The following is a 22568-nucleotide window of genomic DNA, read 5'->3' as shown; positions in this document are numbered from 1 at the left end:
CGCGCGTTGCTGTTTGCTAGGGGCGGGCAGGGGAGGGCAGTTCGCGCGGTAATGTGAGCACCACCTTCAGGCCGCGTTCTTCTGCTGGCAGCAGGCGCAATGTGCCATCGTGGCTTTCCGCAATGCTCTGAGCAATCGGAAGCCCCAGACCGCTCCCCCCACTGTCCCGGTTGCGCGAGGGTTCGGTGCGATGGAAGGGGGCCAGCACGGCCTCCAGCTCCTCTTGCGGGATGCCCTGGCCGCGATCGGAGACGCTCAGTTCGATCCGATCGCCAAGGGGATGGATCTCGACAAGCGCGCACTCGCCATAGGTGACTGCATTGTCGATCAGATTGCTCAGGGCGCGGCGCAATTGGCCGGCGTGCCCCATGACCAGAAGCCGGTCGCCAGCGTCGATATCGCCGCCCCTGAAGGTGACAGGTCGGCCCAAATCCACCTCGTCGGCGACCACGGCCTCCACCAGCGCGGCAAGATCAATGGCTTCTCTTTCACTGCGTGAGCGGCCCGTTCTGGCCAGCATCAGAATGTCATCCAGTATGGCCGCCATATCCTCGATCTTGGCGATGGCACTCGCGCGGTCGTCGAGCGGTTCCATCTGCTCAAGCCTGAGGCGCAAGGAGGCCAGCGGTGTGCGCAGATCGTGACCAATCGCGCCCAGCATGCGGTCCTTTTCATCCAGCAGGCTGACCACGCGCCTGTTCATCGCATTGAAGGCGCTGATGGCGCCGGCAATGTCGCCGGGGCCGGTCGGCTCGACGAAATCCGGCGTACCTCGGCCGCCAAACGCCTCGGCCGCCCGCGTGAGCGAGCGAAGCGGTCGCGCCATCCGGGCCGCAATCCACAAGGCAGGCACAAGCACGACAGCGTAGAGGAAGGCTGTCGCCACCAGCAGGCGGACGGTCAGAAATGGCTCGGGCAGCGGGGCGTAAATGCGCGCGGTGAACCAGAGCCCATCGGGGCGCTGAAACGCAAAATGCAGGACCTGCATGGCGGCAAGCCTCTCGGGATCAGGCTTGTGCGGGTCGAGCGGATCGGCCTTGGGGAAGGGTTTTCCGCCCGGGCCCATGCCCTGATGCGGCGGCGCGCTGGCAATGTGGACATCCCGGGCCGTGACGCCGGTCGCCTTGAGGGCCTCCACCGTTTGCCGCACCAGCCTTTCCTCATCGGGGAAGGTGACATCATTGTAAGTCTTGAGGTCGAAATAGGCGCCGCGATGGGAGCGTTCCTGAAGCAGCCGGTTGACGGCTGCGATGGGCGCCTTCTGAGCATCGGCGGCAATCGCCGCGAAGCGATGGATGGCGGGCCCCTCGTTTTTGGCCAGGCTGAGTTTCTGCTGTTCGTTCAGAACAAGCGCCAGATTGGCCAGTTGCGCGACCAGCAGCGCGATGCCCAGCAGCAGGGCGAGTTGAAAGGCAAAGCTGGATCGCCGCAGTTCCATCATCGCACGCTGACCTCGGCGGCGAACACATAGCCGCCGCCCCAGACCGTCTTGATCAGCTCCGGGCTGGCGGGAACCGCTTCCAGCTTGCTGCGCAAGCGGCGGATCTTGTTGTCGATGCTGCGGTCGAACAGGACGGCGTCGGGGCCCTCGCTCAGCTTCACCAATTGCTCGCGTGAAAGCATCTGGTGTGGATGCGTGACGAGGGCGTGCAGCAGGTTGAATTCGCTTTTCGGAAGCGGCGTCACCACCCCCTGCGCGTCGATCAGTTCGCGCCTGCCGGTGCGCAAGGTCCAGCCGGCGAAGGCGTAGGTCTGGTTTTCCCGGCTGGGGAGTGGCCTGTGTCCCCCGCTTCGCCGCAGCACGGCGCACATGCGGGCATAAAGCTCGCCCGGGGAGAAGGGCTTGACGACATAGTCGTCGCTGCCGGCATTCAAACCGTTGATCCGGTCGGCTTCCTCCGCCTTGGCGGTCACCAGAATGACGGGGATGCCGCTGCTGGCGTGAATGAAGCTGGCCAGCGACAGGCCGCTCTCCCCCGGCAGCATCACATCGAGCAGGACCAGGCTGACAGGCTGACTGTTCAGGATGTGGCGGGCTTCGGCCGTGTCTGCGGCGCACAGCACATGGCAGCCCTGGCGGGTAAGATAGGCCGCGAGCATCTCGCGGATATCGCGCTCGTCATCGACAATCAGCACATGGGGACGAAAAGACGCCGGCGTCGTCATGAGGAATGGCGCCTGAAGAAGAAACACGGGAGCGCTTCAGGCGAGGCATGTGCATGTCGGGTGGGTTGCGGATGGCGGTGTGACGGATGGCGTTTCATGACGAGATAGACCGGAAGAGTGGATGCTTTGGCTGGAGGGCTCCAACGCTTGCATAGCGTTTGCTTCCGGGAATTCTTCTACAAACATCATATTGTCATGAGTGAGAGACAAATCGATAAATTTTGCGACAAAGATTGATTTTTGCCAATGTATGAAAATTCGACTGTGAAGTCTTAAGTCAATTTATCGCGAATGTATCCTGCATGGATACATTTTGAATACATTCATAGGATTCCCGCTTCCTGATTGATGCCTTTGTGTTGTCTGGATGCAACATCAAAGATTCTTGTTCTTTTGCGCGTTGACCTATTGCAACGCATTTGCAAAAGGCCGCTTGGCTTAATTGCAATTCACTCTCAATAGGGGATTATATGACCGGCAACGCCCAAAGGACGATTGCACAAGGCGCCAGCACGCTGGCCATTGGCTGCATCGGATTGTTTTCCAGCACCCTTCCCGCCATGGCTCAGGGCACCGATCAAGCGGGTCAGGCTGGCGAGGGGCAGAATCTGGGCGGCGTCACCGTGACCGATACGGCCATTGCCGAAGGCAGCTACAAGGTCGAGCGCATGGCCAGCCCCAAGGCGACCGCGCCCTTGCTGGACACGCCCAAGTCGATCACGGTCATCTCGCGCCAGGTGCTGGCCGATACCAATTCCTCGACCCTGTCCGAGGCGCTGCGCACCGTGCCGGGCATCACCATGGGATCGGGCGAGGGCGGCAATCCGCTGGGCGACCGCCCCTTTATCCGCGGCGCGGATTCGCAGGCTTCCACCTATCTCGACGGCGTGCGCGATATCGCCGCCCAGACCCGCGAAACCTTCGATGTTGAAAGCATCGAGGTCACCAAGGGCTCGGACAGTGTCACCAATGGCTCGGGCAATGGCGGCGGTTCGATCAACATCGTCTCCAAGGCGCCCACCGACAAGCGTTTCGCCCAGATCGACGGCAGCCTTGGCAATGCCCACTACAAGCGCGAGACGGTGGACATCAACCAGCCGCTCAGCGATTTTGTGGGCGTGCGCATCAACGGCATGTATCACGATCAGGGCGTGGCGGGCCGCGATGCGATCTGGCAGAAGCGCTGGGGCATCGCGCCCTCCATCAAATTCGGCCTGACCGGTCCCACCAGCCTTGAGCTGGACTGGTATCACCTGCATTCGACCGAACTGCCGGATTCGGGCATTCCCTATTTTACCACGATCAACAACCAGACCTCGGCCAATGCGGAGACCGCACCGCTGTCGACCGCGCCGACCACGCTGATCAACGGGCAGACGATCACCCGGTCGCGCGGTGCCTTCTATGGTCTGATCGATCGTGATTTCCGCACCACCAACACCGATGCCCTGACCGCCCGCTTCGAACATGTGTTCGAAAGCGGCCTGAAGCTGCGCAACACCTCGCGCTATTCCAACACCACGCAGGAATACATCTACACCCAGCCCGACGATTCCCAGGGCGATGTCTATGGTGTGGCCGCCTCGATCAATGCCACGGCCAGTTCCATGGTGCCGGGCACGGTCTGGCGCCGTGCCAACACCCGTTATGGTTCGCAGAGCGGTTTTGTGGATCAGCTTGATCTGTCGGGCAAGTTCAACACCGGTTCGGTCAGGCACAGCTTTGCCGCCGCGGTGGAATACAGCTGGCAGACCTCCGGCTACGGCGCTTTCGTCTCGAATGCGGCGACGGGAACGGCACTGTCCACCGGCTCGACTCTCACCCCGCGCTGCACCGCCGCGGCGATTGCCCGCTTCTATTGCGCCTCGGCGGCCAACCCCAATCCGAATGACGCCTGGGCCAGCACCGTCAGCGATACGTCGAACACGTCAGCGGCCATTCAGCGCAGCGCCCCTGCCTCGATGACGCTGGCCAATTCCTCGACCGTGTCGGCCAGCCTGTTCGACACGATCTCGCTGAGCGAAAAGCTGATGGTGAACCTTGGCGGCCGTTTCGACCGCTATGTCACCAATGCCAGCGCCGCCGTGGTCGCGCCCTATACCGCCAGCCGCACCTGGCAGGGGCGCACGGACAACATCTTCACCTACCAGGCCGGCCTGATCTACAAGCCGGTTTCCAACGGCAGCTTCTACATCTCGACCGGCTCCTCCGCCGTGCCACCGGGCTCGTTCCTGGCGCAGGGCAGCGAGGACAATGCCGTGGCCTCCGCCACGATCGATCCCAATTCGCTCAAGGTGCAGAAGACCACCTCCTATGAGGTCGGCACCAAGTGGAGCCTGTTCGACGACCAGTTCGCGCTGAGCCTGGACGTGTTCCAGACCCGCACCACCAATGCCCGCTACACCGATTCCAACGGTATCGTGGCCTTCATTGGCGAAAAGCGCGTGCGCGGTGTCGAGGTGGGCTTCAGCGGCAATGTCACGCCCAAGTGGAGCGTCTTCGGCGGCTACACCTATATGCCCTCCAAGGTGCTGAACGCCGGCTACACCGCCACCACCGGCACCAATGCCAGCGGTCTGGCGGCCACGATCTATGCCCCGGCGGCGCTGACCGGCCATGCCTTCCCCAACACGCCGACCAACAGCTTCACGCTTTTCACCAATTACAAGGTGACGCCCAAATTCAGCCTGGGCGGCGGCGCGATCTATATGGGCAAGGTCTATGGCGGCTTCTCGGATAGCCGGACCTACACCAATGGCGTGCTGTCCATCGTGAAGACCCGCGCGGTCTATGTGCCCGACTATTGGCGCTTCGATGCCAATGCGGCCTACCAGCTGAATGAGCGGATCGGCCTGCGGATCAGCGCGCTGAACATCACCAACAAGCTCTATTACGATCAGGCTTATGCGACCCATTATGCCCATCAGGCAGCGGGCCGCACGGTGATCGGCACGCTCAGCCTGAAATACTGAGCTGCAGACACTTCCCTGATCCCTCGGCGCTCCTCCTGCGGGGCGCCGAGGATGGGCTGACCGCGCTTTCTGTTCGCGTCTGGACATGATCGCTTCGGTTGCGTGAAAGACGGCGCATCGTTCAGGCGCCACACTCTCCCCCATAAAACATATGTGGGAGAAGCCTGTGACACCTGATCGACAGCTGAGTTCCGTTCTAGCGCTGGGTTGGGCGCTGGTGGCCACACCGGGTTTCGCGCAGGAAACCCCTGCGTCCCAACCCGCCGCCCATGCGCCCGGCCAGGGTCTGGGCGAGATCGTGGTGACGGCACGGCGCCGGGCCGAAAACATCCAGAATGTGCCGATCTCGGTCTCGGCCTTCAACGCCGATACATTGAAAGCGCGCGGGGTGAGCGATACGACCCAGCTGGCCAATGCGGTGCCCAATGTGGTCTTCGCCTCCACCTCGTCCTTCTCGGGGGCGTCGTCCACCTTTCAGGGCTTTATTCGCGGCATCGGCCAGTCCGACTTTGCGGTGAACACCGATCCGGGCGTGGGCGTCTACATTGATGGCGTCTATATCGCGCGCACGGTGGGCGCGGTCACCGATCTGATGGATGTGAACAGCGTCGAGGTGCTCAAAGGCCCGCAGGGCACGCTGTTCGGGCGCAACACCATTGGCGGGGCGATCAACATCACCACGCGCGATCCGGGGCCGAATTTCGGTTTTCGGGGCATGGTGCAATATGGCAATTACAACCAGATCAACACCGGCGGTTCGCTGAACATCCCGATCAGCGAGACTCTGGGCGCGACCTTCTCCTTCGTCACCCATGCGCGGGACGGCTATCAGGACCGCATTCCCTTTCCGGGCGCTTTACCCACCAGCGGCGCGCAGCTGGGTCAGATTCTGGTGGCCGACAAGAACTCCGGCGCCAAATCGGGGGCGGAGAACAATCAGACCCTGCGCGGCAAGCTGCGCTATCGCAAGGATGGGCTGACCGCGACGCTTTCGGCGGATTACTCGCGCATCCGCGATGCCGCGCCGCCCACCACGCTGCTGACGACCACCCTCGACCCGGTCAATTCGCTTTCGGCGCTCTACAATGGCTGTGTGATGGGGGCGGCACCGCGCGGGCTATGCGCTGCCTCGCCCTATATCAACTACGGCGTGGGCAATGCGGCGATCTATGACAACCGCTATGTCACCGGCAACATCGACAAGACCTATGCCACGGGCGCCAATTTCTCGAATATGGATTCATGGGGCACGGCGCTGTCGCTGAATTACGAGTTCTCGCCCAATCTCTCGGTCAAGTCGATCACCGCCTATCGCAGCCTGAAGGCCCGTTTTGGCGCCGATATCGACGGATCGCCGCTGGACATCGACCAGACCACCTTTGCCATCAACGAGCATCAGTTCAGCCAGGAACTGCAGTTGAACGGCAAGGCGCTGAGCCGTCTGACCTACACGCTGGGCGGCTATTACTTCAAGGAATATGCGCTTCAGACCGATTTCGTGCCGCTGGGGCAGGGGCTTTTGCAAATTTACGGCCCCAACACGCAATGGACCTACAATGGCGCGCTCTTCGGCGAGGGCACCTTTGCCATCACGCCCCGGCTCAATCTGGTGCTGGGCGGGCGCTACACCGATGAGGTCAAAAGACTGCAGCTCGACCAGCGCAACCTCACCGATTTCTTCGATCTGGAAGGGCTGCCCGCCAATGCCTTCCCCCGCGCCGATCACAGCTATCTGGGCCCCGATGGCATTCAGCGGGTGCATTTCCATAATTTCTCGGTCCGCGCTGGCGCCAATTACAAAGTCACGCGCGATACGATGGCCTATTTCACCTTCTCGCAAGGGTTCAAGTCGGGCGGTTTCACCACGCGTTTGACCGCACCCTACAATCCGGCTTTCCCGGGCAATTCCCTGCTGCCCTCGCTGGCCTTCCAGCCCGAGAAGAACACGCTTTATGAAATCGGCCTGAAGAACGAGTTCTTCGATCACCGTCTCCGCCTCAACATGGCGGCTTTCTGGAACGATTATCGCGATATTCAGGTGGTGGTGCAGGCAGGCATCACCCCGGCCAATGAAAATGCCGCGCAGGGCCGCATTCGCGGCTTCGAGGGCGAGCTGGACGCCAAGGTCACCTCACGGCTGCGGCTCGGCGGATCGCTGGGCTATCTCGATGCCAGATACACCAGCCTGAATTTCCCGGCAGGCACGGCGACTTTCGGTCTCTCCGCCCGCTTCCAGAACACGCCTGCGTGGACGGCCAGCGCCTCGGCCAATTACACCTTGCCGCTGGCCTCCGGCGCGAAGATCGATCTGAACGCCGCCGACAGCTACCGCTCCTCGGTCTATCTCGACGCGGAAAATTCGCCGCAGCTGTTTCAGGGCGCGGTCAATCTGGTCAATCTGTCGGTTGCCTACACCATCCCCAGCGGCGCTCTGACGCTCAGCGTGGGCGGCAAGAACGTTTTCGACAAGCGCTACAAGGTGGCCGGTTACGTCACCCCGTCGGTCGGCTTTGCAGAGGCGACCTACAACCGCCCCGCCGAATGGTACGCGCGGGCCGAATTCCATTTCTGACAGTCCCCCCAACAGGCCGCCATGCTCCCCCATGGCGGCCTCTTTTCGAAAGCCCCCAACGTGACTGAACGTTTCGATTATATCATCATCGGCGCCGGCTCCGCAGGCTGCGTCGTGGTCTGCCGCCTGATCGAGCGCACCGATGCCCGCGTGCTGCTGCTGGAAGCCGGCCCTTCGGACAAGGACCAGTTCCTCAAGATGCCCGCCGGTGTGCCCATCGCCATCGGCAAGCGCACTTGGGATTACTCCACCGAGCCCGATGCGGCCACCGGCAACCGGCGCATGGGGGTGGCGCAGGGCAAGGTGTTGGGCGGCGGCTCTTCGGTCAATGGCATGATCTACATCAGGGGGCAGCGGGAGGATTATGATGACTGGCGCGACCTCCATGGCTGCACGGGATGGGATTATGACTCGCTGCTGCCCTATTTCCGCCGCGCCGAAAGCAATGAGAGCCTGAGCGATCGCTATCACGCCACGGATGGTCCGCTGCCGGTCAGCGACCAGCGCTATCGCCATCCTTTGTCCAGCGCCTTCATCCGCGCGGGGCAGGAGGCGGGCCTGCCCTATACGCAGGATTTCAACGGGGCGAGCCAGGCAGGCGTGGGCTGGTATCAGACCACCACCCATGGCGGTGAGCGAGCCAGCACCGCGCAAACCTATCTGAAAGCCGTGGCAGGCAACCAGCGCCTAAAAGTGGTGACCGGAGCGCTGGTCCATCGCGTGATCGTGCAGGAGGGGCGCGCCACGGGTGTGGCCTATGATAGCGGCAGCGGCGTGACCGAAGCGCATGCTGCGCGCGAGGTGATCGTCAGCGCAGGGGCGATCGGCAGCCCCAAGGTGCTGATGCTCTCGGGTATAGGCCCCGCGGCGGACTTGTCAGCGCTGGGGATCGCGCCGGTCGCCGATCTGCCGGTGGGGCGCAATTATCACGATCACCTGCATCTTTCGGTCAATGCCGCCACGAAGCAGCCGATCACGCTGGATGGCGAGAATGGCGGTTTGAAAGCCCTGCGCAATGGCATGGAATGGATGCTGACCCGGCGCGGTGTGGTCTCCTCCAACATCCTTGAGGCGGGCGCCTTTATCGACACCCATGGCGAGGGCCGCCCTGATGTGCAGATCCATTTCCTGCCTCTGCTTGACCGCTGGGACGATCCCGATGGCATCACCAACGGGCACCCCCATGGCATCACGCTGAAGGTCGGCCATCTGCGGCCCAAGGCGCGGGGCACCGTCACCCTGCGCAGCGCCGATCCTGCGGCAGGGGTGAAGATCTGGGGCAATCATCTGGGCCATCCGGACGATCTGGCCGGGCAGATCCGCGCGGCCAAGGCGGGCTTGCAGGTGGCCGGTTCGCCCTCGCTCAGCGGGCTGACTGACGGTGTCTTCTCGCCTGAGCCGGGTGCGGATGATGCCGCGCTGGAGGCATGGGTGCGCCGCACCTGCAAGACGGTGTATCACCCGGTCGGCACCTGCCGGATGGGGCTTTCGGCGGCGGATTCGGTCGTCGATCTGCGGATGCGGGTGCATGGGGTGGATGGGCTGCGGGTGATCGATGCTTCGACCTTCCCGGCGGTGACCAGTGGTAACACCAATGCGCCCACCATCGCTCTGGCGGAAAAGGCTGTCAATCTGCTGATTGGCAATCAGTGAGGGCAAAAGGGGCCGGCGCGAGTTGCACCGGCCCCCCAAATCATCAGGCCACGGCCAGATAATGCTTCACGAAATGGTCGCTGTGGATGTCCCAAAGGACCGGCGTGCCCTTTTCCACGAACCAGCCATCGCCCGGGTTGTAGGTGGTGGCCTCACCGGTGCGCTCGTCGGTCAGGGTCAGGCTGCCCGCGATGACGGTCGCGTGTTCGTTGAAGGGATAGGTCATGCGGAACTTGCCCTTGGTCACGCTGAAATAGGCGCTGGACAGCGCGTCAGTCGGCGCGCCGAACACCATCTTGCCCAGCGCCTTGCACTCGCCTTCGAGGATTTCGGAGCCCAGATCGGCAACCGTGCCCCAGGCATCGAGTTCGGGATGATCGTTGGTGTTGAAAGCAAACATCAGTGTTCTCCTTAGCGGCGGCCGTTGAAAAAGCCGGAAATCTGGTGCCATGTCTTGGCGGCGGTCAGCAGGGCGGGGGCAAAGGCGTCCTTGCCCGGGATGCTGGCGTGCGGGATCGAACTCATCAGATCATAGCGGGCCGAGCCTTCGCTCATCCCCTCGGCCAGCACCTTGCAGACGATGTGCGAGGGCGTGACGCCAAACCCCGAATAGCCCTGCACGTAAAAGGCATTGGGCCGCCCCGAGAGTGTGCCGATCTGCGGGAAGAGATTGGCGCTGCAGGCCATCGGGCCGCCCCATGCGAAATCGATCTTCACGTCTTTCAGATAGGGGAAGACCTGAAGCATCAGGTCGCGGTTCCATGCTGCGAAATCGCTCGGGATATATTCCACATAGCGCGTGGCTGAACCGAACAGCAGGCGGTTCTCATTGGTGATACGGAAATAGTTGATCACCGGGCTGATGTCGCTGAAGGCGCCGCGGATCGGGCTGATGCGCTCGATCAGCTCTTGCGGCAGCACCTCGGTCGAGACCTGAAAGGAATGGGTGTTGATGGTGCGCGGATAGATCTCGGGCTCAAGCCCGCGCAGGAAGCTGTCGCAGGCCCAGAGCAGCTTGTTGGCGCGCACGGTGCCGGTGGCGGTGCGGATTGTGATGCGCTGGCCATATTCCACCGAGAGCACCGGCGTGTTCTCGAAGATTTTCGCGCCATGGCTGGCCAGCGCCTTCGCTTCGCCCAGCAGCAGGTTGAGCGAATGAACATGCCCGCCGCCCATATGTTTGATCACCGCGTCATAGGCGTCCGAGCCGATGATCTGGTGCACATCCTTGCCTTCCAGCAGCTGGATGTCCTCATCGGGTTCGGCCTGTTTGAACTCGTCCATCCATTTGCGCAGTGTGGCGGTCTGGCGCTTGTTGTAGGAGAGATAGCCATAGCCCCGGCACAGATCGGCATCGATGCTGTAACGCGCCACACGGTCACGGATCACGCCTGCACCCAGCGTGGAGATCTGGAAGAGCATCTCCATGCCCTCCTTGCCGACATGCTTGGAGACGGCGTTGATGTCATGGCCGATGCCCGCCATCACCTGACCGCCATTGCGGCCCGTGCCGCCATAGCCCAGCACCTTGCCTTCCAGCACGGCGATGTTGGTGAAGCCTTTCTCGGCCAGTTCCAGCGCGGTGTTGATGCCCGAAAAGCCGCCGCCGATGACGGCGATGTCGACATCCAGATCGCCGTCCAGCGCCGGAAAGGACAGGTCGTATTTCTTGGTGGCACGATAGTAGTTGGGCGCGTCGAGGCGCTGCCAGATGGTGCTCATGGCCAGTCTCCGTTGAATTTTGGAAAGATGTCAGGCGAAGGCGCGCAGGGTGGCGTGTTTTCGTCGGCGGGCGCGGATCACGCCCAACAACCACACCAGGGCGATCGCATAGGGGAAGGTGCGAATGACGGGGCTGTCGCTCCCGGCAAGCAGGGGGAGGTTGGCGATGACAGCGCCGATGCAGGCCAGCAGTCCCAACCCTGCCAGACCTGGTGCGAAGAGCCAGATGAGGGGCGAAGGCCTTTCATCGCGCCGATGGAAATAGCGGGCGATGGCAAGGCACACCACCAGCTGAACCATCAGAATGCCCAGCACCGCAAAGGCCGATGCCCAGCCGAAGACCACCGCATAAGGATCGAGATGCGCCAAAGCCATCCATGCCACCAGCACCAGCGCGCTGATGGTCTGGGCGATGCCGGCGATCACCGGGGCGCCATGGCGCGCATCGATCTGACCCAGCGCGCGGGGCAGCAGCCCGTCGCGCCCCAGTGCCAGCAGATAGCGGTTGATCGAACTGTGCAGCGAGAGCGCGCAGGCAAACAGGCTGACGATCAGCAGGGCGCGCATGGTGTCGGTGGCCCATGAGCCCAGAATGGCGTCGCTGGCGCGGAAGAAGAAGCTGTCGAGACCCGCATTGGCGGCCTGCGTCACATGGGCCGGGCCGTAGAATTGCGCGATGGCCCAGGTGGAAAAGGCGTAGAAGCCCATGATCAGCAGCACCGCCAGATAGGTGGCGCGCGGGATCGAGCGGGAAGGATCGCGCGCTTCCTCGGCGAAGAGGGCGGTGGCCTCGAAGCCCATGAAGGAGCCGATCACAAAGACCATCGACACGCCAAGCCCCGGGACAAAAACCGATGCGGGCGCAAAGCCGGTGAAGGCGATGCCCTGAGGGCCTCCGCCATGGCGCAGAATGCCCAGATCGAGCAGCAGCAGAATGGCGATCTCGGCCAGCATGCAGATGCCCAGCAGATTGCCGCTAAACTCGATCTGCCGGCGGCCCACGGCCATCACCACGCCCATGATCGCCACCGCATAGGCCCACCATGGCAGTATCAGGCCCAGCCCTGCCGCGACATGGCCAATATAAACCCCGGCCAGCGCCAGCACCGCCAGCTGCATCGCCATATAGGTGAGGATCGAGACCAGAGCCCCGCCCATGCCCATCGGCACGCCGAGCCCCAGCGAGATGTAAAGAAAGAAGCCGCCGGTCGAGCGGACGCGGGTGCTCATGGCGGTGAAACCCACAGAAAAGATCAGGTAAAGCAGCCCGGCCAGCAGATAGGTGCCCGGCACCCCCACGCCATTGCCGAAAGCGAAAGCGGCGGGCGAGGCACCCACCACCGAGGTGAGCGGCGCGGCGGCAGCCACCACGAAAAACACGACATGGCCGACTCCGATCGAGCCGGTCAGCGCCTGATCGCGATCGGCGGATATGGCGGATGATGGTTGTTCCATCCTGTGCGTCCTTGAACTGGCCCTCTCGCGGCATCGCCTGGTATGGGGTGATGATAGGTGCTGCGAGCAAGGGCGGGAATGGCATTGCGCGACAAGTGCGTGGCAAAATGCGCCACATCTGTGCCAGTGGGAGACAGGCTCAGGCGCGGCGGCGCGAGGGTGCATCTCCCGTCCAGTGGCGATAGGCGCGCGAGAAGGAGGTGGGATCGGCATAGCCCAGCCTTTGCGCCATCTGGCCGATGGTGGTGCCGCCCTGACGCAGCCGATGCTCCGCTGTGGCGAGGCGCCTTTCGCGCAGCATATCGCGCAAGGTCAGCCCCTGCGCATTGAGCCGCCTTTGCAGCGTGCGCGCAGGGATGCCCAAAGTGGAGGCCACCAGAGGCAAAGTGACGCTGCGCTGCCCGAGCAAGAGGTCGAGCGCGGCTTCGACACGCTGGCGCAGGCAGTCGTTCCGGGCGGTCTGGCTGTGGAGGTCTGCCAGATGGCGTTCCAGCACGGCGATCAGCGCGGCATCCTCGCGATGGCAGGGCTGGTCCACCTCCGTGCTGTCCATCACCAGCGCATTGGCGGCATGGCCGAAGGAGATCGGGCAGCGAAAAATGTTGCGCAGCATCAGCAGGATCTGCGGATCGGTGGGGGCCTCATGCTCGAACTGAACCTCGATCGGGCTCCACGATGTGCCGCGCAGCGATCGGACCATGGCGCAGGTGGCGCTGATGGCATATTCGGCATCCTGACGCCTTGGCCAGATATCGTTGCGGCTCAGCTTGTAGACCCATGCGGTTTCCGCGCCATCGCGCACCAGAGCCGCGCTGGTGCCCGACTGAAAGGCCGCCAGCAGCCGCCCCAGCCGCTCGAACCCCTTGGCGGGAGAGGCCGAGAGCGAGAAGAGGATGCCCACCGGGCCGATATCGGCGGGGCGATGGCTCTGGCCCATCATCGCCCCCAGCGCGGGCCGGGCGGTGAGCGCGGCCAGTTCCTCGAAGATCTGCACATAATCATGCAGCGGAAGCAGGGCGTAAGGGTCTTTGAGTTGAGCCAGCGAGAGGCTGCGCCGAGACAACACCGGCTCCAGCCCGGCGCGATGCTGCGCCAGATCCTCGGCGATGCGGATCAGGGCCATGGCGCGGATGGCATCTGCTTGCGGGTGAAGCGCGGCCATGCCTATTGCGCCCGATGCTGCGCCAGTTGGGCGCGGTAGCTTTGCGGGGCCATGCCGCTCCAGCGCTGGAAAGCGCGGGTGAAGGTGCTGTGTTCGGCATAACCCAGCCGCAGCGCGATCTGGGCGATCGACAGTTCGGGCCGCGTCTGGAACTCGAAGGCGGCCTGGCGCATACGGCATTCATCCAGCACCTGCTGATAGGAGCTGCCCGCATCGGCCAGCTTGCGGCGCATGGTGCGGTCCGACATGCCGATTTCACGCGCCAGCCGCGCCTGATCGACCGCGAAGCTGTTGAGATCGCGGAAGACCAGCTGCGCCATGCGGTCGATGATGGGGGTCTGGCGGCGCTGCTGCGCAATGGCACGGTTGAGCGCGCCGACATCGCTATGCTGCGGCGAGGAGCGCAGCGCCAGATCGAGGAAGGCTGCCGGAAATCGGATCTGATTGGTGTCCGCGCCGAAGCTGCAAGGGGCGTTCAGCACTTGCCCGATATCGCCGCGCATATCGTGACGCTCGGCCTCGAAGGCGAAGTCGATCCGGTCCCAGCCGGAGCCCTGACCCTGCCGCAAAATCTGCGAAACGATGCCCAAAGTGAACATCGCATCCTGATGGCGCGGCCAGATGTCAGGGCTGAGGATGCGGTAGCTGACAGTGGCGGTCTGCTCGTCGCGGTGCAGGGCGATATCAGTGCTGTCCTGCAGCAGGGCAAAGTAATCGACCAGACGGCGCAGCGCCACACCCACACTGTTGGCCGAGAGGATCGCCGGGCCGATCTGCCCCAGATTGGCCAGATCGTAATGGGTGCCCACCAGCCAGGGAATGGCGATATCGCGCGCCTGCTCGACCACGCCCTCTGAAAAGCTCACAAAATCCTGCAGCGACATCATGTCACTGCGCGCGGAATGGGGGTTCTCCGCAATGTTCTGGCCCAACATGTGCCCCTTGTCGGCCAGCATGTCATGCCATCCGTGGAGCGCAGTCGATCTGACGCTGGCGCGTATCATAAGGTTCTCCCGAATCCGGTTGTTCTTGTTGCTGAGAGCGAGGTTATAACCGGATCGGCAAAGTTGATTGATAGTTTCGGTCAAAAATTAGCATTTATGCAGAGGTTGGGGCATTTGACGTAGGAAGACCGGTTGGCGGCATGTTTGGCCGGATCGGGCAAGCCTGACACGGCGACAGGCAGCATGAAGGATCGCGAGACCCGCGCAAAGCGGCGCCGCAGGAGCGAGCTCACGATCATCAGGAGTTCCGGGATGAAGCATATGAGGGAAATTTTAGTACTGACCACGGCTCTGTCCGGTCTGACTCTGGGCGGGATCGCGCAGGCGCAGGATACGGGGGCTGTTCAGGACAGTGCCAAGGCGCAAGCCGCGCCGCAGTCGGGCGGTTTCGGTGATATCGTCGTCACCGCCAACAAGCGCAGCGAGAATGTGCAGAAAGTGCCGATCGCCATCACCGCGTTTTCCGGCGATCAGATCAGGAAGCTGGGCATCACCGACACCACGCAGATCACCCAGCATGTGCCCGGATTGCAGTTGAACGCCTGGTCGCCCAATGTGACGATCTTCAATTTGCGCGGCATTTCGCAGAACAATTTTACCGACTATCTGGAAAGTCCGGTCGCGGTCTATATCGATGATGCCTATATGGGATCGATGAATGGCATTTCCGGCCAGCTCTTCGATGTGCAGCGCGTGGAAGTGTTGCGCGGGCCGCAGGGCACTTTGTTCGGGCGCAATGCTACCGGTGGATTGATCCAATATGTCAGCGAGGATGCCAGCAAGAGCAAGCTGAACGGCTATGTCACCGCCGGGTGGGAGCGTTTCAACCACCGCTCGGTTGAAGGCGCCTTGGGTGGCAGCATTATGGATGGGTTGCGGTTCCGCGTGGCGGGGCGAGTCTCCAAAGCCGATGGCTATGTGAAACCGGGGGCGGGCAGCGATGGACAGGCGCTGGGCGGTGAGAACGGTTGGGCGCTGCGGGGTACGATCCAGGCGGATCTGGGCAGCAAGGGCAAGCTGGATCTGTGGTACAAGCACAGTCAGGATGATCATGTCGCCACCGGTGGCTATGTCTTCGACAATTGCAACTTGCTCGACAGCGGTTATTGTTCGACCGATGCGGCGGGGCTTTCAAACGGCACGGGCGGTGTGATCAATGGTGTCACCGGCCAGAAGGCAAGCCCCTGGACGAACTATTCCAACACACCCGGCGATTTCAGCCGCAAGACCGATATCTATCAGGGCAAGCTGCAATATGATCTGGGCTTTGCCAAGCTGACCAACATCACCAATTACACATGGCTGACCAAGCAATATCAGGAGGATGGCGACGGGACCTCGGCGGATATCATCGAATATCGCAGCCAGGCGCGTTATACGCAGTTCAGCGAGGAATTCCGCCTCTCTGGCGAGGCTGCGGGCCCTTTCCGCTGGCAGGCGGGGCTCTATTACCTCAATATGCTGGTGCGCGGTCATTCGGTGACCACCGGTCAGCCGGTGCTGGGCGCTTCGCTTGGGTTAGGTCTGCCCGGTAACAATCCGGCCGATGACGAGACCTATCGCTTGTCGTCGAAGAACTGGTCGATCTTCGGGCAGGGCGAATATGATCTGACCGATAAGCTGACGGTGATCGGCGGACTGCGTTATTCGAAGGACAACAAGCATGTTCTCTACAATTCGGTGATCAATGACAGCGGGCAGACCGCTGTTCTGGCCACCAACCAGAGCTTCGATGCGGTGATCCCCGGCGTCGACAGCATTGTGAAGGGCGATTGGGCGGCGCGTGCCACGCTGAACTACAAGGCGGCGCCGAACACGCTGTTTTTCCTCTCATGGAACCGTGGTATCAAGGGCGGAAATTTTACGCTGAACCCCAATGTCACGCCTGACAACTTCCAGCACAAGGGTGAAGTGCTCAATGCGCTGGATGCGGGCGCGAAATGGGCCAATGACAGCAAGACGATCCGCGCCAATGCCACCCTCTATCATTATATCTACAACAATTATCAGGTGTTTGCTCTGCTTGGAGGTACGCCGCAGGTCAGCAACAGCAATGCCACGGCCACTGGCGTGGAGCTGGAAACTTTCCTGACACCGGCACCGCATTTCAACGTCAATCTGGGCGCGACCTGGGAGACCAGCCGTGTCGATTACGTCAAAGCGGTGGGCAGCGAGACATTTACCGCGGTGCCGGGCGCCAGCGTGCCGCAATATTGCACGCTGGTGGGTGACAACTACGTCTGCAATTATCCGGTGAAGGGTATTGTCGGTGCGCAACTGCCCAATGCACCCAAGTTCAGCGTCAATTATGTGTTCCGCTATGACCGTGATACGCCCATCGGCAACCTTGCGCTGCAATTCGATGGGGCCTGGTACGACAAGCAATATCTGGAGGTCACCAATGGCCTGTCTTCGCTGCAGAACGCCTATAACGTCTCGAACGCTTCGCTGACATGGACGGCGCGCAATGAGAAATTATCGGTCGAAGTCTTCGGTCGTAACATCTTCAACAAGGCCTATCGCGAATATACGCTCAACTTAGGCGCGCTGGGCACCACCAGCATGTATGCCAAACCCGCCACCTATGGCGTCAGCGCCACAGTGAAGTGGTAAACAGTCTACCCTGACTGGCGCCATCGTTTCGGCTTGCCGGGGCGATGGCGCGCTTTTATCCGCGACGGTAACGCGCCGGAGACGTCCCGAAATGCTGCTGAAAACGCCGGATAAAGCTGGCGCTTTCGGTATAGCCGACACCGTGTGCGATTTCCGCCACCGACTGTTTTGTGTTGCGCAGCAAATAGGCCGCGGCATCCATGCGTCGCTCGGCGACCAATGCGCGCAGCGAGCAGCCTTCCGCGCGCAAATGCCGCGCCATGGTCTCTTCCGACAGGCCCATGCGCCGGGCCAGCACCTCGCGCTGAGGGATCGCGCCCGGCGGATAGCTGGCGATCGCAGCGCGCAGCCGGCTGGTCAGCCCTGTCGCGCTGTGTTCCACACTGGCCTTGCGCGCCAGATAATCATCGATGATGGGATAGAGACTGTCGCTCAGCACCTTACCGCGCACATCGAGGTGACTCTCAGGGAAATAAAGCGCATTGCGCTCCTGCCCGAAAAAGACATCACATTGGAAATAATCCTCATAGCGGGAAAGGTCGCCAACCCGCTCATGCTCGAAGCGCACCTCGGTGAGAGACAGGCTTCCACCGCAATATTTCTGCGCCAGATTGAACATGGCGCTGATCGAATATTCGGCATCCTGTCGTAAATGACCCAAAGTCTGATCAAGAATGCCATATTCATAGATCGCAAGCGCGCCCTCCTCCGCAAAGCCGATGCGCGATCCCTGTTGCATCAGCGTGAAATAGCGCGTGAAACCGTTGAGGGCATGGCGCAAGGTCGGTGCGCTCAGAAACAGCAGGCTGAGCGGCCCCACCGCATCCGAGCCGACCAGCCGCCCCGCCATCAGCCCGAATTGCGGATTGCGGATCAGCAGCGCGCAGCTTTCGATAAAGGTCAGGAAATCCGCCAGGGCGATGAAATTGTCGGCATCGTCAATATCGGCGCGGGTGAGGCCGATGTTGTCGAGCAGGGTGTCCGTCGATCGGCCGGTCAGCTCCACGCAGTTGGCAATATGCCGCAGAAATTGCGCGGAGATGGTCGGGGCGGTCATGCCGGACATGCTAGCCTAATTTGCATCGCTGGCAAGTTCGGGCTGTGGAAGGCAAGGCCTTAAAAATAGTAACCGGCCACCAGCATGAAAGACACTTTGTAGCGATTGTCGCCCCCCTGAGCCCCGCCCGAGATGAACTGCCCGGCCCCGACATAAGGATCGTTGCGACCGATCAGCAATTCGGAAAAGACCTTCACATGCTTGCTGTGCTTGGAGGTCCACACCGCCCCCAGATCGAAACGCTCACTGTCCTGAAAGCCAGCGGCATCCTTGATGAACTTGCCATAATTCAGATAAGGCTCGACATTCAGTGGAAACTTGCCCGTATCGATATCGCGCCCGATCTCGGCGAAGACATAGGTGCCGTGGGTGGCGATGTTGTAGGAAGCATCGAAGCCCCCCACGGTGATCATATCATTGCGCCCCGGATTACGGGGATTGATATCCTGCCGGGCCACCAGTGTCTTGGCGTGCCAGGCGCCTTTGGTGGCGATCAGGCTGGCGGCGAAGAGATGTTTGCTGCCATTCCGATTGGTCTCGTAATTGTGGATCGTGGAGATCCAGGCTGATCCCATCGCGTCCAGCTTGAAGCCGCCCTTGCCAGCGGGATTGATCAGCGTGGTGCGCGCACTGCCGATCACCATGTTGCGTTCGTCATTCTGACTGCCGTTGGGGACATAGGAGTCCGCGCGCGCGATGTTGGTGGAATAGCGCGATCCATCCAGACTGATACCCATGCCATCGGGCCCACTGGAGGGGAAGAAGCCCAGCTGGAACTGTTGGCGATCACCCTTATGGGCATATTTCACACCAAGATCGTAAGTTTCCTCCATGCCCAGCACGAAGCCGAGATCATCGAGCAGCGAAGATCCCCAATATTGCTCGTCAAAGGGCACGGCCTGCACACCGACGGTGACGGTGTCCTTTTTGGACAATTTCGCACCGGCATAGCCATACATCAGATAGTTCACCTCGCCGGGATAGTTCTGATAGCCCGAGGCTTTGCCATAGATAAAGCTGCCGCCGTAGAAGCGGTATTGCGCCGCGCCAAAAAAGTGCTCGGAATCGTAATCCGCCGTCAGCGCCAGCGTGTCGAAAGAGAGATGGCTGGAGGTGCGGCGCTGCCCATTGCCGCCCACATCGTTGAAGCGCAGATCATAGCGACCACGAATGCCGACGCCGAATTTCAGCTTCGCTTTTTGCGTCGAGTCTGTGGCTGCACCCGGTGCGACAGGCGCCTCCGGCAGAGCCGCTACGTCTTTCTGCGTCGCCGTTTCTGCCGGAGCGACGGGTGTGGTGATGGTGTCGCTCGTGTCTGGCGCGGGCGTTGCCGCAACGGGTGTGGCAGGCGCAGCCGCAAGCGCGGCCAGCAAGGTGATTGCCGTCAGCATAGTCTCTCTCCCGCGCGGCCAAGCGTGGCCGCGCCCCTTCTGTTCTGATTGAGGTTGTGCGGTGGCTGACGCGCTCAGGGCGCGTCGGTCACCGGAATCCGCCGCTCGCCGACCACCGACAGGCCATAGCCTGACAGCGCCACCAGCGTGCGATGGGTGTTGGTCAGCAGCACCATCTGCTCCACGCCCAGCTCGGTCAGGATCATCGCGCCCACGCCATAGTCGCGCAATTCATCCATATCCGAGGGCGAAAGCTGACCCGAACGCGCCTTCAGCGCCATGGTGTAGCGATCGTCACGCTGGCTGTTGATGCCGATGACCACGCCGCAGCCTTCCTCGCCGATCATCCGCATCGACTGTTCCAGCACGCCCAGCCCCGCGCCATCGCCGCCGAAAATGTCGGTGAAGGCGGAGATGGCATGCATGCGCACGAGGGTGGGTTTGGCAGGGTCGATCTTGCCCTTCACCAGCGCGATCTGCTCGGTGCCGGTGGCGCGGTTGGCGAAGGTCAGGGCTTTCCACTCGCCCCCCCAGCGGCTGTGGAAGCTGGCTTCGGCGCGCTTTTCCACGATATGGTCATGGCGACGGCGATAGGCGATCAGGTCGCGGATCGTGCCGATCTTCATGCCGTGCAGCTGGGCGAAGGCGGATAGATCGTCCAGACGGGCCATGGTCCCGTCCTCCTTCATGATCTCGCAGATCACGCCGGAGGGGTTGAGCCCTGCCAGACGCGCCACATCCACCGCCGCCTCGGTATGGCCGGCGCGGACCAGCACGCCGCCCTCACGCGCGGCCAGCGGGAAGACATGGCCGGGCGAGACGATCTCTTCCGGGCCATTGATGGCGTTGATGGCCACCGCCACGGTGCGGGCACGATCCGCCGCAGAAATGCCGGTGCTGACGCCGATCCGCGCCTCGATCGAGGCGGTGAAGGCCGTGCCATGGCGCGTCCCGTTGGTTTCCACCATCGGGCGCAGGCCCAACTGGTCGATGCGGCTCTTGGCCATGGCGAGGCAGATCAGCCCCTTGCCGTGAGTCGCCATGAAGTTGATGGCATCGGGCGTGGCCATCTGGGCCGGGATGATGAGATCGCCCTCATTCTCGCGGTCCTCGTCATCGACCAGAATGAACATCCGGCCGTTGCGGGCGTCATCGATGATCTCCTCGGGCGAGGAAAGGAAGGCGGGGCGTTCGCGCACCAGCGTGACGGGCGAGGTCTGAGGGGACATGAGAGCGATCTCCGAAGGGTTATGGGCTTCAGCGCGTTTCGGCGCGGGCCGGGATCAGGGTTGCCGCGCGGGGCTTGGCCGCCTTGCGGTTGCGGCCCAGCGCCAGATAGAGGCCGCCGGTGACGATGGGGGCCACCAGCCAGCCGATGTCCAACCCGCCCAGCGCAACGGCCAGCGGGCCGGTGTAGAGCGAGCTGGAGAGAAAGGGGATCTGCACCGCAATGCCCGCGACATAGGCGATGGCGGCAGGCGCATCGAGCAGGCCATAGATGCCGCCATCGGCCTCGAAGAAGGAGTCGATGTCATAATGGCCACGGCGAATCAGGTAGAAGTCGACGATGTTGATCGTCGCCCAGGGCGCCAGCACCACCATCAGCCCGATCACGAAGGTGATGAAGCGCGGCACGAAGGTGGTCGCCGACAGGGTGGCGACGGTGAGGCACCCGGCCAGCACCAGCGCCGACATCACGACTCGCGCCTTGCGTCCCGGCATCCACGAGACTGCGAAGGTCTGCGCCATGGTGATCAGCGACAGCACCGCGCCATAGATGTTGAGCGCATTATGGCTGACGATGTTGAGCACGAAGAGCAGCATCAGCACCGGGCCCAGAGCGCCCGCCGCGCCGCTGACCATGCCGAGCGGATCGGCCGTTTCGGGCGCGCCGGCCACGGCGATGGCGCCCAGCGTGAAGGAGGCGGCAGCACCCAGCGCGGCCCCGCCGAAGCTGGCGAGAAACGGCCCGCGAATGCCAACACTCGGTGGCAGATAGCGCGAATAATCCGAGGTGTAGCAGGCGTAGGAGATGTGCCAGACCGCAGCCAGGGAGAACATCGAGAGCAGGCCGATCATCGAGGCATTGCCCGAAGTCCAGACGCCTGCAGGCATGTTGCGCAGCAGTTCGAAAGCGGCGAAGATCACGCCCGCGCTCATGAACCACATGCCCACGCGGTTGAGCCAGTGGATCACATTGTAACCCAGCAGGCCGATCCCGGCAGCGGCCAGCGCGCAGATGATCGCGCCCACCGGCAGGCCGACCGCGGGGGCCAGCGCATGCACCGATTTGGCCGCCAGCACGATGTTGGAGGTGAAGAAGCCGACATAGAGCAGCGTGGCAAACACCACCACCAGCAGCGCGCCATAGCGCCCGAACTGGCCACGGCTCTGGATCATCTGAGCCAGACCCATCTGCGGGCCCTGCGCCGAGCAGGCGCCCAGCACCAGCGCGCCCACCAGATGTCCCAGCACGATAGCCACGATCCCCGAAAGCAGCGGAAGGTGATAGACCTGTACCGCCATCGCGCCCGTCACCACCGGCAGCGGCGCGATGTTGGTGGTGAACCACAGCGTAAACAGGTCGCGCACCTTGCCATGCCGCGCGGCAAGGGGGACGAAGCCGATGCTGTTTTCCTCGATGACGCTGCCGCCATCGCCTGTGCCTTCACCGGTCCTATCGGTCTTGCTTGCCATGCCTCGCGAATCCTCTTATCCAGGCTTAGTTTTGGTATACCATCGGACGGTATTGTCTGTTATGGGTCGCCGCAAGAGAAAAATTTGCCTCCGCCTGTCGGAGC

At 62.3% G+C, this 22568-nt stretch carries 15 protein-coding genes; 4 read left to right on the top strand and 11 right to left on the bottom strand.

Features of this window, described 5'->3' with window-relative positions; genetic code table 11:
* Positions 1 to 16 precede the first annotated feature (16 nt).
* Both HGK27_RS20630 and HGK27_RS20625 read right to left on the bottom strand, forming a co-directional pair.
* Positions 17 to 1441, bottom strand: coding sequence for a sensor histidine kinase (locus tag HGK27_RS20630; protein WP_206244713.1), 1425 nt, complete (start codon positions 1439 to 1441; stop codon positions 17 to 19).
* Positions 1438 to 2166 (bottom strand): response regulator, encoded by a 729-nt coding sequence (locus HGK27_RS20625; protein ID WP_206244712.1) that lies wholly within the window; start codon positions 2164 to 2166, stop codon positions 1438 to 1440. The genes HGK27_RS20630 and HGK27_RS20625 overlap by 4 nt, the downstream gene beginning before the upstream one ends.
* Positions 2167 to 2636: 470 nt before the next feature.
* On the opposite strand from HGK27_RS20625, the gene HGK27_RS20620 reads away from it, so the two are divergent.
* The 3 genes from HGK27_RS20620 (at position 2637) to HGK27_RS20610 (ending at position 9363) form a co-directional block, all read left to right on the top strand.
* Positions 2637 to 5138 carry a TonB-dependent receptor gene (locus HGK27_RS20620; protein WP_206244711.1) on the top strand — a complete coding sequence of 834 codons (2502 nt, stop codon included), beginning with the start codon at positions 2637 to 2639 and terminating at the stop codon, positions 5136 to 5138.
* A gap of 166 nt (positions 5139 to 5304) precedes the next feature.
* The gene (locus tag HGK27_RS20615) at positions 5305 to 7710 is read left to right on the top strand and encodes a TonB-dependent receptor (protein WP_206244710.1); all 2406 of its coding nucleotides are present in this window, start codon (positions 5305 to 5307) and stop codon (positions 7708 to 7710) included.
* A 21-nt stretch (positions 7711 to 7731) separates the two neighbouring features.
* Positions 7732 to 9363 (top strand): GMC family oxidoreductase, encoded by a 1632-nt coding sequence (locus HGK27_RS20610; RefSeq protein WP_407674684.1) that lies wholly within the window; start codon positions 7732 to 7734, stop codon positions 9361 to 9363.
* Between the two features lie 43 nt (positions 9364 to 9406).
* Here HGK27_RS20610 and HGK27_RS20605 read toward each other — a convergent pair whose 3' ends face one another.
* The 5 genes from HGK27_RS20605 to qhpR all read right to left on the bottom strand — a co-directional run bounded on the left by HGK27_RS20605 (position 9407) and on the right by qhpR (position 14706).
* Positions 9407 to 9763, bottom strand: coding sequence for a cupin domain-containing protein (locus HGK27_RS20605; protein ID WP_206244708.1), 357 nt, complete (start codon positions 9761 to 9763; stop codon positions 9407 to 9409).
* Positions 9764 to 9774: 11 nt separating this feature from the next.
* The gene (locus HGK27_RS20600) at positions 9775 to 11076 is read right to left on the bottom strand and encodes an NAD(P)/FAD-dependent oxidoreductase (RefSeq protein WP_206245453.1); all 1302 of its coding nucleotides are present in this window, start codon (positions 11074 to 11076) and stop codon (positions 9775 to 9777) included.
* A gap of 39 nt (positions 11077 to 11115) precedes the next feature.
* A complete protein-coding gene (locus HGK27_RS20595) occupies positions 11116 to 12540 on the bottom strand; it encodes an APC family permease (RefSeq protein ID WP_206244707.1) in 1425 nt (474 codons plus the stop codon).
* Between the two features lie 139 nt (positions 12541 to 12679).
* Positions 12680 to 13702, bottom strand: a complete 1023-nt coding sequence (locus HGK27_RS20590) for an AraC family transcriptional regulator (protein WP_206244706.1) — start codon at positions 13700 to 13702, stop codon at positions 12680 to 12682.
* A 2-nt stretch (positions 13703 to 13704) separates the two neighbouring features.
* A complete protein-coding gene (gene qhpR / locus HGK27_RS20585) occupies positions 13705 to 14706 on the bottom strand; it encodes an AraC-like transcriptional regulator QhpR (protein WP_206244705.1) in 1002 nt (333 codons plus the stop codon).
* A gap of 252 nt (positions 14707 to 14958) precedes the next feature.
* On the opposite strand from qhpR, the gene HGK27_RS20580 reads away from it, so the two are divergent.
* Entirely contained in the window at positions 14959 to 17319 is a 2361-nt protein-coding gene (locus tag HGK27_RS20580; RefSeq protein WP_206244704.1) for a TonB-dependent receptor, read from the top strand.
* A gap of 55 nt (positions 17320 to 17374) precedes the next feature.
* Here the strand turns inward: HGK27_RS20580 and HGK27_RS20575 are convergent, their stop codons facing one another.
* The 4 genes from HGK27_RS20575 to HGK27_RS20560 form a co-directional block, all read right to left on the bottom strand.
* Positions 17375 to 18376 (bottom strand): AraC family transcriptional regulator, encoded by a 1002-nt coding sequence (locus tag HGK27_RS20575; RefSeq protein WP_206244703.1) that lies wholly within the window; start codon positions 18374 to 18376, stop codon positions 17375 to 17377.
* Between the two features lie 59 nt (positions 18377 to 18435).
* Entirely contained in the window at positions 18436 to 19767 is a 1332-nt protein-coding gene (locus HGK27_RS20570) for a hypothetical protein (protein WP_241127677.1), read from the bottom strand.
* A 74-nt stretch (positions 19768 to 19841) separates the two neighbouring features.
* Positions 19842 to 20996, bottom strand: coding sequence for a 3,4-dihydroxy-2-butanone-4-phosphate synthase (gene ribB / locus HGK27_RS20565; protein WP_206244702.1), 1155 nt, complete (start codon positions 20994 to 20996; stop codon positions 19842 to 19844).
* A gap of 28 nt (positions 20997 to 21024) precedes the next feature.
* A complete protein-coding gene (locus tag HGK27_RS20560; protein ID WP_206244701.1) occupies positions 21025 to 22464 on the bottom strand; it encodes a purine-cytosine permease family protein in 1440 nt (479 codons plus the stop codon).
* Positions 22465 to 22568: the final 104 nt, after the last annotated feature.

Source organism: Novosphingobium terrae, assembly GCF_017163935.1.
GTDB classification, from domain to species: domain Bacteria; phylum Pseudomonadota; class Alphaproteobacteria; order Sphingomonadales; family Sphingomonadaceae; genus Novosphingobium; species Novosphingobium terrae.
The sequence above is the reverse complement of the archived record's forward strand: the minus strand, read 5'-3'. Positions and strand labels throughout refer to the sequence as shown.